Consider the following 13,818-nt stretch of genomic DNA (forward strand, 5'->3'; position numbering starts at 1 on the left):
GACCGAATCAGAAATCCAGGTTGGAAACTGCCAGTGCGTTGCTCTCGATGAAGTCACGACGAGGCTCGACCGCATCACCCATCAGGGTGTTGAAGATCTGGTCCGCGCCAATGGCGTCTTCGATGGTCACTTTCAGCATCCGGCGCTGGCTTGGGTCCATGGTGGTTTCCCACAGCTGATCCGGGTTCATTTCGCCCAGACCTTTGTATCGCTGGATGGTGTGACGCTTGGTGCTTTCAGCCATCAGCCATTCAAGTGCTTCCTTGAACTCGGTGACCGGCTTCTTGCGCTCGCCACGCTGGATGTACGCACCTTCGTCCAGCAGAGTGCTCAATTGAGCGCCCAGGGAAACGACGGTTTTGTAGTCGTTGCTGCCGAAGAAGTCGCGGTTGAAGGTGATGTAGTTCGACAGGCCGTGGGAGATCAGTTCGACCTCTGGCAGCCAGACGTTACGTTCACGGTCTTCACGCAGGCTGGCTTTGTAAACCAGGCCAGACTTCTCGACGGTGCGCAGACGGACTTCGTACTTGGCCATCCAGTCCTGCATCGCTGCGTGGTCCGACAGCTGTTCCATGCTCACGGCTGGCAGGTAGATGAAGTGCTCGGTCAATTCCTGTGGGTACAGGCGCGACAGACGCTTGAGGGTCTTCATCACCAGACGGAAGTCATTCACCAGACGCTCGAGGGCCGGACCGGAGATTCCCGGGGCTTCTTCGTTCAGGTGCAGGCTCGCGTCTTCCAGGGCCGACTGCGTCATGTACTCTTCCATGGCGTCGTCGTCTTTGATGTACTGCTCTTGCTTGCCTTTCTTGACCTTGTACAGCGGTGGCTGAGCGATGTAGATGTAGCCACGCTCGATCAGCTCTGGCAGCTGACGGAAGAAGAAGGTCAGCAGCAGGGTACGAATGTGCGAACCGTCGACGTCAGCATCGGTCATGATGATGATGTTGTGGTAACGCAATTTCGCAATGTTGTACTCGTCGCGGCCGATGCCGCAGCCCAGCGCGGTGATCAAGGTGCCCACTTCCTGCGAAGAGATCATCTTGTCGAAACGCGCCTTCTCGACGTTCAGGATCTTGCCCTTCAACGGCAGGATGGCCTGGGTCTTACGGTTACGTCCCTGCTTGGCGGAGCCGCCAGCAGAGTCACCTTCCACGAGGTACAGTTCGGAGAGGGCAGGGTCCTTTTCCTGGCAGTCAGCCAGTTTGCCCGGCAGGCCGGCGATATCCAGCGCGCCTTTGCGACGGGTCATCTCACGGGCTTTACGCGCCGCTTCACGCGCACGTGCCGCGTCGATCATCTTGCCGACGACCAGTTTGGCCTCGTTCGGGTTTTCCAGCAGGAAGTCGGAGAAGTACTTGCCCATTTCCTGTTCGACCGCGGTCTTCACTTCGGAAGACACCAGCTTGTCTTTAGTCTGGGAGCTGAACTTCGGGTCCGGTACCTTCACCGAAATGATCGCGGTCAGGCCTTCACGGGCATCGTCACCGGTGGTCGCGACTTTGTGCTTCTTCGCCAGGCCTTCAGCTTCGATGTAGGTGTTGAGGTTACGCGTCAGTGCGGAACGGAAACCCACCAGGTGAGTACCGCCATCGCGCTGTGGAATGTTGTTGGTGAAGCACAACAGGTTCTCGTTGAAGCTGTCGTTCCACTGCAGGGCGATTTCCACGCCGATGCCGTCTTCACGCTGGATGTTGAAGTGGAACACCTGGTTGACCGCAGTCTTGTTGGTGTTCAGGTATTCAACGAACGCACGCAGGCCGCCTTCGTATTTGAACAGCTCTTCCTTGCCGCTGCGCTCGTCCTTGAGGACGATGCCAACACCAGAGTTGAGGAAGGACAGTTCACGAATCCGCTTGGCCAGGATGTCCCAGCTGAAGTGGATATTCTTGAAGGTTTCAGCCGATGGCTTGAAGTGAATCTGGGTGCCCGTGGTTTCGCTCTCGCCAACGATTTTCATCGGCTCTTGCGGGACGCCATGGACGTAAGTCTGTTCCCAGATCTTGCCGCTGCGGCGAACGGTCAGGACCAGTTCCTTGGACAGTGCGTTTACAACCGACACACCTACACCGTGCAGGCCGCCGGATACTTTGTAGGAGTTGTCGTCGAATTTACCGCCGGCGTGCAGCACGGTCATGATGACCTCGGCTGCCGAAACGCCTTCTTCTTTGTGGACGTCTACCGGGATACCACGGCCGTTGTCGCGAACGGTGATGGATTCATCCGGGTGAATAATGATGCTGATGTCGTCGCAGTGGCCGGCGAGAGCTTCGTCGATCGAGTTATCGACCACCTCGAACACCATGTGGTGCAGACCGCTGCCATCGTCTGTGTCACCAATGTACATACCGGGACGTTTGCGTACGGCATCCAGGCCTTTCAGCACTTTAATGCTCGTTGAGTCGTACGTATTTTCTTCGCTCAATGCCTTCACTCCCGATGGTCGTGGGTCTGGGTGATACGGCCCTGTTCCACGTGGAACAGGGCGACTGGCGTTTCCGTCTGCCAGCCTTCCCTCAATAATTCGTGATCTACACAAGTGATAAACACCTGGCAGCGTAAGTCTTCCAGCAAGCGGCAAAGCGCGCGGCGGTGGTTCTCGTCCAGTTCGGACGGCAGATCATCCACCAGATAAATACACTGGCCGCGTCGGGCCTGGCTGACCAAATGCCCTTGGGCAATACGCAATGCGCACACCACCAACTTTTGCTGTCCGCGGGACAAGATGTCCGCAGCGTTATGTGCGCCTAATCTAAGGCGCAAATCAGCGCGTTGTGGTCCGGCCTGGGTATGACCCATTTGCTGATCCCGCTGAACAGACCCAGCGAGCACGGCGCTTAGTTCGCGGTCCTTGTCCCAGCCCCGGTAATAGCTGAGCGTCAAACCTTCCAGCTCAACCAATTCGCTCAAGGTCTGTTCAAAGACTGGTTTCAAAGCTTTGATGTAGGCGCGGCGGTATTCATCTATTTCAGCGCTGGCCTGGCACAGTTCCCTGTCCCAAACCGCTTGCGAAACGGCGTCAAGTGTACCATGCCGCAGCCAAGAGTTTCTCTGGCGCAAGGCCTTCTGCAAGCGCTGCCAGGTGGACATGAATCGCGGTTCCACGTGGAACACGCCCCAGTCGAGGAACTGCCGGCGGATCTTCGGCGCACCTTCGAGCAAGCGAAAGCTGTCCGGGTTGATCAGCTGCAGAGGAAGGATTTCCGCCAGCTGCGCCGCACTGCGAGCATTCTGCCCATCGATACGGATCTGAAACTCCCCTTGGCGATCGCGTGATATTCCCAGGGCGCTATGCCCACCCTCGGCCAACTCCACCTGACCGAACACCGTACAGGCAAGCTGCTCATACTGGATAACCGGTAAAAGGCGGGTGCTACGAAACGAACGGGCAAGCCCCAGCAAATGAATGGCTTCCAGCACACTGGTTTTGCCGCTGCCGTTGGCGCCGTAAAGAATATTGATTCGGGGGGAGGGGGAGAAGGTCACCGGGTGCAAATTGCGCACCGCGGTGACCGAGACGCGACTTAAGGACATCTAGCTTCTGCTAAGCATGATTACAGGCGCATCGGCATGACAACGTAAGCCGAGTCGTCGTTGTCGGACTCTTGCACCAGCGCGCTGCTGTTGGAGTCAGACAGGATCAGGCGAACCTGCTCGGTGGTCATCACGCCCAGCACGTCGAGCAGATAGCTCACGTTGAAGCCGATTTCCAGATTGCCGCCGTTGTACTCGACGCCCACTTCTTCTTCCGCTTCCTCTTGTTCCGGGTTGTTCGCCTGGATTTTCAGCTGACCGTTGGCCAGTTGCAGTCGGATGCCTCGGTACTTCTCGTTGGACAGAATCGCGGTACGGCTGAACGCTTCACGCAGGGCCTGACGATCGCCGAGTACCAGCTTGTCACCGCCTTTTGGCAGGACGCGCTCGTAATCAGGGAATTTACCGTCGACCAGTTTCGAGGTGAATGTGAATTCACCGGTGGTCGCACGAATGTGGTGCTGGCCCAGGACGATACTGACGATGCCGTCTGGCTCGGTCAGCAAGCGCGCGAGTTCAAGGATGCCCTTGCGCGGGACGATCACCTGATGGCGATCCGGCTGACCGATATCAGCCTTCATCGAGCACATGGCCAGACGGTGACCGTCAGTGGCCACAGCGCGGATGATGCCTTCAGAAACCTCCAGCAGCATACCGTTCAGGTAGTAACGCACATCCTGCTGGGCCATGGCGAAGCTGGTGCGTTCGATCAGACGGCGCAGTTTGCTTTGCTCGAGGCTGCAGGTCAGCGAACCCGGGCCTTCTTCAACGGTCGGGAAATCGTTGGCTGGCAGTGTCGACAGGGTGAAGCGGCTGCGGCCGGCCTTCACCACCAGCTTCTGCTCGTCGACCTTGATGTCGATCAGCGCGTCGTTAGGCAGGCTCTTGCAGATGTCCATCAGCTTGCGCGCAGGCACGGTGATGGAGCCTGGATCAGCCGGCTCTTCGAGTTGCACACGACCGACCAGCTCGACTTCCAGGTCGGTACCGGTCAGCGACAATTGCTGGCCTTCGACAACCAGCAGCACGTTGGAGAGCACCGGCAAGGTCTGGCGGCGCTCGACGACGCCTGCGACCAGTTGCAGGGGTTTCAACAGGGCTTCGCGTTGAATGGTGAAATGCATGGTCTAGTCCCTTGCCTTAATAAGCTGCGCTGGTGTTCATCAAGTGGTCAGTGTACGCAGCAGGTTCTTGTAGTCCTCGCGGATGTCCGCGTCGGATTCCTTAAGTTCGTTGATCTTGCGGCAGGCGTGCAGAACAGTCGTATGGTCACGGCCACCAAACACATCGCCGATTTCCGGCAAGCTGTGGTTAGTGAGCTCCTTGGACAGTGCCATGGCAACCTGACGCGGACGAGCGACCGAACGTGAGCGACGTTTGGACAGCAGGTCGGAGATCTTGATCTTGTAGTACTCGGCGACGGTGCGCTGAATGTTATCCACAGAGACCAGTTTGTCTTGCAGTGCCAACAAGTCTTTCAGGGATTCGCGAATCAGCTCGATGGTGATGTCGCGCCCCATGAAGTGCGAGTGGGCGATTACGCGTTTCAGCGCGCCTTCCAGTTCACGGACGTTGGAACGAATACGCTGGGCAATGAAGAACGCCGCGTCGTGGGGCAGATCGACTTTGGCCTGGTCGGCCTTTTTCATCAGGATCGCAACACGGGTTTCCAGCTCTGGCGGCTCTACGGCAACGGTCAGGCCCCAGCCAAAGCGGGATTTAAGGCGCTCTTCAAGGCCTTCGATTTCTTTCGGGTAGCGGTCACTGGTGAGAATGACCTGCTGGCCACCTTCGAGCAGAGCGTTGAAGGTGTGGAAAAACTCTTCCTGCGAACGCTCCTTGCGGGCAAAGAACTGAATGTCATCGATCAGCAACGCATCCACCGAGCGGTAGAAACGCTTGAACTCGTTGATCGCGTTCAGTTGCAGCGCCTTGACCATGTCGGCCACGAAGCGCTCGGAATGCAGGTACACGACCTTGGCATTCGGGTTCTTCTTTAATAGATGGTTACCCACAGCGTGCATCAAGTGAGTTTTACCCAAGCCGACGCCGCCATAAAGGAAGAGCGGGTTGTAACCGTGCTTGGGGTTGTCCGCCACCTGCCAGGCCGCAGCCCGCGCCAGTTGGTTGGACTTACCCTCAACGAAGTTTTCGAAGGTGAAGGTGCGGTTCAGGTAACTGGTGTGCTTGAGCGCACCTTCGACCTGCACCGTGCGCTGCTCGGAACGAACCGGAGCCTGCTGCGAGCTGGCGCCGGCCATTGGGTCGAAGCTGTCGCGAGACGGCTCTTCACTGACCTCAGCCACTTTTTGCGTCGAACGCTTGGTCTGTGTCGCTACCGGTGCCGGCGCCGACGGGCTGGCAGGTACTTGAGCAGCCTGAGCCTGGGACGCTGCGGCGGCCAAGGGCGCATTGGGCGCGGCGCGCGGTGCCGAACTGCGTTTGCTACCTATTAATAAGGAAAGCGCAGGCGCTGAGCCATTGCCGTGCTCATCCAGCAGTTCAAGGACGCGGCCCAGGTACTTTTCGTTGACCCAGTCGAGAACAAAACGATTCGGTGCGTAGACACGCAACTCGTCGCCTTCGGCTTCGACCTGTAGTGGACGGATCCAAGTGTTGAATTGTTGGGCAGGCAGCTCATCGCGCAAAAGCTCCACGCACTGCTGCCAAAGTTCCACTGACACGGATATCCCCTAAGTTGAAAGCCGGTGAGGCAAAAACAAGCGGCCATTGTAGCGACCAGACGCCGACTTATCCACACGTAGCGTGTCCGTCACTCAAGAAGAATCAGCGCCTTATACGAAAAAAAGACGACCAATGGTCTGTGCATAAGCTCTGTGGATAACCGGGTCTGAGCTCATTGCACAAGTGGGGGGTAAGCTCAGTGGATAACTCACCTGTGGATAACAAGCCCTTTCGCCCACAGCTTATCCGACAGCGCAGCACAGGGTTACCACCGTTTTCCACTGTAGTTGTCATTCTCTGTACAGCTTGTATTTTAAGGGCTAGAGCCAGTTATCCACAGATGATCGCTTCCCTAGCTTTTATAAGCTTTACAGAAAAGCTTTAAATAATTCCCTTCTTTATTTTTATATCTAGCGAAGGACGATGCAGCGCCAAACGCCTGGAGATCTATTTATAAGGAAACGTTGGTTGGAAATTGACCTAGAGGCTTGCTTTCTCTAGAATCCCCGGTCTCTTAAAACGGGGGCCATTCCGGCCCGTTGTGGACGAACCAGGTAACACGACAATGAAACGTACTTTCCAACCAAGCACTATCAAACGCGCTCGTACCCACGGTTTCCGTGCTCGCATGGCTACCAAGAACGGTCGTGCCGTTCTGTCGCGTCGTCGCGCCAAAGGTCGTGCGCGTCTGGCAGTTTGATAAGCCGGCACTGGAGGTGAGTCAGGACTTCAGTCGGGAAAAGCGTCTGCTTACTCCCCGGCATTTCAAGGCAGTCTTTGACTCCCCTACCGGCAAGGTTCCGGGGAAAAATCTCCTGCTCCTTGCGCGCAATAACGATCTCGATCACCCCCGTCTAGGGCTGGTTATCGGGAAAAAGAGCGTAAAGCTCTCCGTCGAGCGCAATCGCCTCAAACGTCTGATGCGCGAATCGTTCCGTCTGCACCAGGATTCACTGGTCGGCTGGGACATTGTTATCGTCGCGCGCAAAGGTTTGGGTGACGTAGAAAACCCCGAATTGATTCAGCATTTCGGCAAACTCTGGAAGCGTCTGGCACGCAGCACGCCGGTACCAGCAGTCAAAGCCGAAACTGTAGGGGTAGACAGTCCCGATGCGTAAACTGGCACTCGTTCCGATCCAGTTTTATCGCTATGCCATTAGTCCTCTGATGGCCAGTCACTGTCGTTTCTACCCCAGTTGTTCCTGCTACGCGTATGAAGCCATAGAAAATCATGGCCTTCTGCGCGGTGGCTGGCTGACCTTTCGTCGTTTAGGTCGCTGTCATCCGTGGAATCCCGGTGGTTATGACCCGGTTCCATCTATCCCTACCTCCCGTTCTTCTTCGATGGCCGAGTAATCATGGATATCAAACGCACGATCCTGATCGTCGCCCTGGCAATCGTGTCCTACGTTATGGTTCTTAAATGGAACCAGGACTATGGCCAGGCTGCCCTGCCGACTCAGAATGTTGCTTCCAGTACTACCGCACCGGGCCTACCGGACACGGCGACTGGCAATAATGCTTCTGTCAGTGACGACATTCCACGCGCCGCAAGCGATACCAGTGCTACCGCACCTGCTGAAACACCAGTAGCGGTAAGCAAAGACCTCATCCAGATCAAAACGGATGTGCTCAACCTGGCTATCGATCCACAGGGTGGCGATGTTGCCCAGCTGACGCTGCCGCTGTATCCACGTCGCCAGGACCATCCGGAGATTCCATTCCAGCTGTTCGATAACGGCAACGAACGGACTTATCTGGCTCAAAGTGGTTTGATTGGTACCGACGGTCCGGACGCAAGTCCTGCCGGTCGTCCGGTTTACTCCTCGGAGAAGAAGATCTACCAACTGGCTGACGGTCAGGACCAATTGGTCGTGGACCTGAAGTTCAGCAAGGACGGCGTCAACTACATCAAGCGTTTCACTTTGAAACGTGGCCTGTATGACGTCACCGTTTCCTACGTGATCGACAACGAAAGCGCCAAGCCTTGGTCGGGTGCGATGTTCGCGCAATTGAAGCGTGACGCCAGTTCCGATCCTTCTTCCAGCACGGCCACCGGCACCGCGACTTACCTGGGCGCCGCCCTGTGGACAAGTAACGAGCCGTACAAGAAAGTGTCGATGAAGGACATGGACAAGGCTCAGCTGAAAGAAACCGTTAACGGTGGTTGGGTTGCCTGGTTGCAACACTACTTCGTGACCGCGTGGATTCCGGCGAAGGGCGAAAACAATGTCGTCCAGACCCGTAAAGACAGCAAAGGCAACTACATCATCGGCTACACCGCGCCAGCAATCACTGTCGCACCAGGTGCAAAAGCTGAAACCAGCGCTGTGCTGTACGCCGGTCCGAAAAGCCAGGCTGTGTTGAAAGAGTTGTCCCCAGGCCTGGAACTGACTGTCGACTACGGCATTCTGTGGTTCATTGCCCAGCCAATCTTCTGGCTGCTGCAACATATCCACGCGATCGTCGGTAACTGGGGCTGGTCGATCATCTTCCTGACCATGCTGATCAAAGGGCTTTTCTTCCCGTTGTCGGCTGCCAGCTACAAATCCATGGCTCGTATGCGCGCAGTGGCACCTAAACTGGCCGCACTGAAAGAGCAACATGGCGACGACCGGCAGAAAATGTCGCAAGCCATGATGGAGCTGTACAAGAAAGAGAAGATCAATCCGCTGGGTGGTTGCTTGCCAATCCTCGTGCAGATGCCGGTTTTCCTTTCGCTGTACTGGGTTCTGCTCGAAAGCGTTGAAATGCGCCAAGCGCCGTTCATGCTGTGGATTACCGACCTGTCGATCAAGGATCCGTTCTTCATTCTGCCGATCATCATGGGCGCAACCATGTTCATCCAGCAGCAGTTGAACCCGACACCTCCGGATCCGATGCAGGCGAAGGTGATGAAGCTGATGCCAATCATCTTCACCTTCTTCTTCCTGTGGTTCCCTGCAGGTCTGGTGCTGTATTGGGTAGTCAACAACTGCCTGTCCATCACCCAACAGTGGTACATCACACGTAAAATCGAACGAGCTACCAAAGCAGCCGCTTGATTTACACTGTGGATAACCACTCAAAACGCCCCCTAGTGGGGCGTTTTGCTATCTGTCACTTTTGTCTGGATACCGGTTTATGAGCGTTCCTCGTGAAACCATCGCCGCCGTCGCCACCGCTCAAGGTCGCGGCGGTGTAGGCATCGTCCGCATTTCGGGGCCACTGGCGAGCGTCGCTGCCAAGGCCTTCGGCGGTCGCGAACTCAAGCCGCGATTTGCCCACTATGGTCCGTTCCTCAGTGAAAACGACGAGGTGCTGGACCAAGGCATCGCACTGTATTTCCCCGGTCCGAACTCGTTTACCGGCGAAGATGTGCTGGAACTCCAGGGCCACGGCGGCCCGATCGTGCTGGATATGCTGCTCAAACGGTGCCTGGAGCTGGGATGTCGGCTGGCCCGACCGGGGGAATTCAGCGAACGCGCGTTTCTCAATGACAAGCTCGACCTGGCTCAGGCCGAGGCGATCGCTGATTTGATCGAGGCAAGTTCTGCACAGGCAGCACGAAATGCACTGCGTTCCTTGCAAGGCGCATTCTCCGCACGTGTGCATAACCTCACTGAGCAGCTGATTGGCCTGCGGATCTATGTTGAAGCCGCTATCGACTTCCCGGAAGAAGAAATCGACTTTCTCGCCGATGGCCATGTACTGAGCATGCTCGATAAAGTGCGTGACGAGTTATCCACTGTACTGCGTGAAGCCGGGCAGGGTGCATTGTTGCGTGACGGCATGACCGTGGTGATCGCTGGTCGCCCGAATGCCGGTAAATCCAGTTTGCTGAATGCGCTGGCGGGTCGAGAGGCTGCAATCGTCACCGAGATTGCCGGCACCACCCGGGATGTCCTTCGCGAACATATCCACATCGATGGCATGCCACTGCACGTTGTCGACACCGCAGGCCTGCGGGATACCGATGACCATGTGGAAAAAATCGGCGTTGAACGGGCGTTGAAAGCCATCGGCGAGGCTGATCGTGTGCTGTTGGTCGTCGACGCGACGGCCCCGGAGGCACTTGATCCGTTCGCACTGTGGCCAGAGTTTCTGGAAACCCGTCCGGACCCGGCCAAAGTCACGCTGATCCGTAACAAGGCAGATCTCACGGGCGAGCCGATTGCCCTGGAAGTCAGTGAAGATGGCCACGTCACCATCAGCCTCAGTGCAAAGTCTGCCGGCACCGGCCTGGAACTGCTGCGTGACCACCTCAAAAGCTGTATGGGCTACGAGCAGACATCGGAGAGCAGCTTCAGCGCTCGCAGACGTCATCTGGAAGCCCTGCGACATGCCAGTGCTTCCCTCGAGCACGGCCGTGCGCAGCTGACCCTGGCGGGTGCGGGCGAACTGCTGGCCGAGGATTTACGACAAGCGCAGCATTCTTTGGGCGAAATAACCGGTGCCTTCAGCTCCGATGACCTGCTTGGACGCATTTTTTCCAGTTTCTGCATCGGCAAGTAACCCTCCCGCTGTCCACAGACAGGCCGTTCGTGCCTGTCTGTACCCTCCCTTTCTTCAAATATCTCCCAGTGCCGAGCAAATTATTTGTGCTTGAGCGAATTTTCCGTGCCTGGAATTTGGTCATCGAGCGCTTTTCTGTGGATTAAGCCCTGTGAATAACTGCCACTAAGGGCAGTTGATAACAGGGTCTGAAAACTGAAGATAACCGCATCTGTGGATAACCACCCCTTTCATCCACAGGCTTACACCGGTTATCCAAGGGCCTCCTTGGCACATGACCACAGGGTTTTGAATCTCTGTACACATTGAATTTAAAGGCCTGTATCAATCTATCCACAGAAACTATGCCCAGTAGAAATAAACATAAAAACAAAGATTTAATAAATTTCTCTCTTTTTAATTTCTATAACCGCGACTTCTCCACAGCTGGTTAAATTTTGTGCAAAGGGTTCTTTAGGAAGGGCGAAGTCCCTATACTTGCCGACCTGGTCCATAAACCTGGGCCCAAACTATTCCTGAATTACCTACTTAAGCAGGCACGAGGTGCGTGGTGGATTTCCCTTCCCGTTTTGAAGTGATCGTCATCGGCGGCGGTCATGCCGGTACCGAGGCAGCACTGGCGTCAGCACGTATGGGGGCAAAAACCCTGTTGCTGACGCATAACGTGGAAACCCTCGGCGCCATGAGCTGCAACCCCGCCATTGGTGGCATCGGCAAAAGCCATCTGGTCAAGGAAATCGATGCCCTTGGCGGCGCGATGGCCATGGCTACCGATAAAGGCGGCATCCAGTTTCGCGTGTTGAACAGCCGTAAAGGCCCCGCCGTGCGTGCAACTCGCGCTCAGGCAGACCGGATTCTGTACAAAGCCGCTGTCCGCGAAATTCTGGAAAACCAGCCGAACCTGTGGATATTTCAACAAGCCGCCGATGACCTGATCGTCGAACAGGACCAGGTTCGTGGTGTTGTCACCCAAATGGGCCTGCGTTTCTTCGCCGATTCCGTGGTGTTGACCACCGGTACGTTCCTTGGTGGACTTATCCACATCGGTTTGCAGAATTTTTCCGGCGGTCGCGCCGGTGATCCACCATCGATCGCGCTGGCTCACCGTCTGCGTGAACTGCCACTGCGTGTGGGTCGCTTGAAAACCGGTACTCCGCCGCGTATCGACGGCCGGTCTGTGGATTTCTCGGTGATGTCCGAACAACCGGGCGATACGCCGATTCCGGTGATGTCGTTCATGGGCAACAAGGAACAGCATCCACGGCAGGTCAGTTGCTGGATTACCCACACGAATGCCCGTACCCACGAAATCATTGCCGCGAACCTCGACCGTTCGCCGATGTATTCCGCTGCCGGTGAGATCGAAGGCATCGGTCCGCGCTATTGCCCATCGATCGAAGACAAGATCCATCGCTTTGCCGACAAGGAAAGCCATCAGGTCTTTATCGAGCCGGAAGGTCTGACCACGCACGAGCTGTACCCGAACGGGATATCCACATCCTTGCCGTTCGACGTGCAATTGCAGATCGTGCAATCGATCCGCGGCATGGAAAACGCGCACATCGTTCGCCCGGGTTATGCCATCGAGTACGACTACTTCGACCCGCGTGACCTGAAGTACAGCCTCGAAACCAAAGTTATTGGCGGCTTGTTCTTCGCCGGACAAATCAACGGCACGACCGGTTACGAAGAAGCCGGCGCCCAGGGTTTGCTGGCCGGGGCCAACGCGGCACTGCGTGCGCAGGGCAAAGATGCCTGGTGCCCGCGTCGCGACGAAGCCTACATCGGAGTATTGGTCGACGACCTGATCACGCTCGGTACCCAAGAGCCGTACCGGATGTTCACGTCCCGCGCCGAGTACCGTTTGATTCTGCGCGAAGACAACGCAGACCTGCGTCTGACCGAAAAAGGCCGCGTACTGGGTCTGGTCGATGATGCGCGTTGGGCGGCTTTCTGCAAGAAACGCGAAAGTATCGACCTCGAAGAACAGCGCCTGAAAAGCACCTGGGTTCGTCCGGGCACCGAGCAGGGCGATGCGATTTCCGAGAAGTTCGGTACACCGCTGACCCACGAGTACAACTTGCTCAACCTGCTGAGCCGCCCGGAAATCGACTACGCGGGCCTGATCGCCGTCACTGGCGGGGGCGCAGAAGATCCACAGGTCGCCGAACAGGTCGAAATCAAGACCAAATACGCCGGTTACATCGATCGTCAGCAAGACGAAATCGCGCGTCTGCGGGCCAGTGAAGATACGAAGCTGCCTGTGGATATCGATTACACGAACATTTCCGGTCTCTCCAAAGAGATCCAGAGCAAGCTAGGTGCGACCCGTCCAGAGACTCTGGGCCAGGCGTCACGCATTCCGGGCGTCACACCGGCAGCGATTTCGCTGTTGATGATTCATTTGAAAAAACGCGGCGCGGGCCGTCAGTTGGAGCAAAGCGCTTGAGTTCGTTGGTCACCTCGCAACACGCCGAAGAGTTATCCACAGGTGCTCGCCAGCTCGGTGTCACATTGACCGAAGCCCAGCACGCGCAGCTGCTGGGTTATCTGGCCCTGTTGATCAAATGGAACAAGGCCTACAACCTGACCGCGGTGCGCGATCCGGATGAAATGGTGTCCCGTCACTTGCTCGATAGTCTGAGCGTGATGTCGTTCATCGAAGACGGCCGCTGGCTGGACGTCGGTAGCGGCGGCGGCATGCCGGGCATTCCGTTGGCGATCCTGTTTCCAGACTCGCAAGTGACCTGCCTGGACAGCAACGGCAAGAAAACCCGCTTCCTGACCCAGGTCAAACTCGAACTCAAACTGGATAACCTCCAGGTTATCCACAGTCGCGTCGAAGCGTTCCAGCCTGCACAGCCTTTCAACGGGATCATCTCCCGGGCGTTCAGCAGCATGGAGAACTTCAGCAACTGGACGCGCCACCTCGGGGATGCCGATACACGCTGGCTGGCAATGAAGGGCGTTCATCCGGCCGATGAGCTGGTAGCATTGCCGGCAGACTTCCACCTCGATAGCGAACACGCCCTGGCCGTACCTGGTTGCCAAGGCCAACGCCATCTGCTGATACTGCGCCGCACGGCATGATTGGGAACACAAGCA

General features: G+C 56.7%; 11 protein-coding genes. 7 read left to right on the forward strand and 4 right to left on the reverse strand.

Going from position 1 to position 13,818, the window contains the following annotated elements; all coding sequences use genetic code 11:
• Nucleotides 1-7: 7 nt before the first annotated feature.
• From gyrB to dnaA, 4 genes are read right to left on the reverse strand one after another with little or no spacing between them, the layout of a single operon-like run.
• Entirely contained in the window at nt 8-2,425 is a 2,418-nt protein-coding gene (gyrB, locus tag EJA72_RS24095) for a DNA topoisomerase (ATP-hydrolyzing) subunit B (RefSeq protein WP_157714405.1), read from the reverse strand.
• Between the two features lie 5 nt (nt 2,426-2,430).
• Nucleotides 2,431-3,534 carry a DNA replication/repair protein RecF gene (recF, locus tag EJA72_RS24100; protein WP_157714406.1) on the reverse strand — a complete coding sequence of 368 codons (1,104 nt, stop codon included), beginning with the start codon at nt 3,532-3,534 and terminating at the stop codon, nt 2,431-2,433.
• A 20-nt stretch (nt 3,535-3,554) separates the two neighbouring features.
• The gene (dnaN, locus tag EJA72_RS24105; RefSeq protein WP_008155702.1) at nt 3,555-4,658 is read right to left on the reverse strand and encodes a DNA polymerase III subunit beta; all 1,104 of its coding nucleotides are present in this window, start codon (nt 4,656-4,658) and stop codon (nt 3,555-3,557) included.
• 39 nt (nt 4,659-4,697) lie between these two features.
• Nucleotides 4,698-6,218, reverse strand: coding sequence for a chromosomal replication initiator protein DnaA (dnaA, locus tag EJA72_RS24110; RefSeq protein ID WP_178129555.1), 1,521 nt, complete (start codon nt 6,216-6,218; stop codon nt 4,698-4,700).
• A gap of 566 nt (nt 6,219-6,784) precedes the next feature.
• Between dnaA and rpmH the strand changes: the two genes are divergently transcribed.
• From rpmH to rsmG, 7 genes are all read left to right on the forward strand, one after another.
• Entirely contained in the window at nt 6,785-6,919 is a 135-nt protein-coding gene (gene rpmH / locus EJA72_RS24115; RefSeq protein ID WP_003213577.1) for a 50S ribosomal protein L34, read from the forward strand.
• A 16-nt stretch (nt 6,920-6,935) separates the two neighbouring features.
• Entirely contained in the window at nt 6,936-7,337 is a 402-nt protein-coding gene (rnpA, locus tag EJA72_RS24120) for a ribonuclease P protein component (RefSeq protein ID WP_201116479.1), read from the forward strand.
• Nucleotides 7,330-7,575, forward strand: a complete 246-nt coding sequence (yidD, locus tag EJA72_RS24125) for a membrane protein insertion efficiency factor YidD (protein WP_052966011.1) — start codon at nt 7,330-7,332, stop codon at nt 7,573-7,575. The genes rnpA and yidD overlap by 8 nt, the downstream gene beginning before the upstream one ends.
• 2 nt (nt 7,576-7,577) lie before the next feature.
• Entirely contained in the window at nt 7,578-9,263 is a 1,686-nt protein-coding gene (yidC, locus tag EJA72_RS24130) for a membrane protein insertase YidC (protein WP_157714407.1), read from the forward strand.
• Nucleotides 9,264-9,342: 79 nt separating this feature from the next.
• Nucleotides 9,343-10,713, forward strand: a complete 1,371-nt coding sequence (gene mnmE, locus EJA72_RS24135; RefSeq protein WP_157714408.1) for a tRNA uridine-5-carboxymethylaminomethyl(34) synthesis GTPase MnmE — start codon at nt 9,343-9,345, stop codon at nt 10,711-10,713.
• Between the two features lie 550 nt (nt 10,714-11,263).
• The gene (mnmG, locus tag EJA72_RS24140) at nt 11,264-13,162 is read left to right on the forward strand and encodes a tRNA uridine-5-carboxymethylaminomethyl(34) synthesis enzyme MnmG (protein WP_178129557.1); all 1,899 of its coding nucleotides are present in this window, start codon (nt 11,264-11,266) and stop codon (nt 13,160-13,162) included.
• A complete protein-coding gene (rsmG, locus tag EJA72_RS24145) occupies nt 13,159-13,803 on the forward strand; it encodes a 16S rRNA (guanine(527)-N(7))-methyltransferase RsmG (protein ID WP_157714409.1) in 645 nt (214 codons plus the stop codon). Before mnmG ends, rsmG begins: the two co-directional genes overlap by 4 nt.
• Nucleotides 13,804-13,818: the final 15 nt, after the last annotated feature.

This window comes from Pseudomonas sp. PB120 (genome assembly GCF_009761815.1).
In the GTDB taxonomy this organism is placed as follows: Bacteria; Pseudomonadota; Gammaproteobacteria; order Pseudomonadales; family Pseudomonadaceae; genus Aquipseudomonas.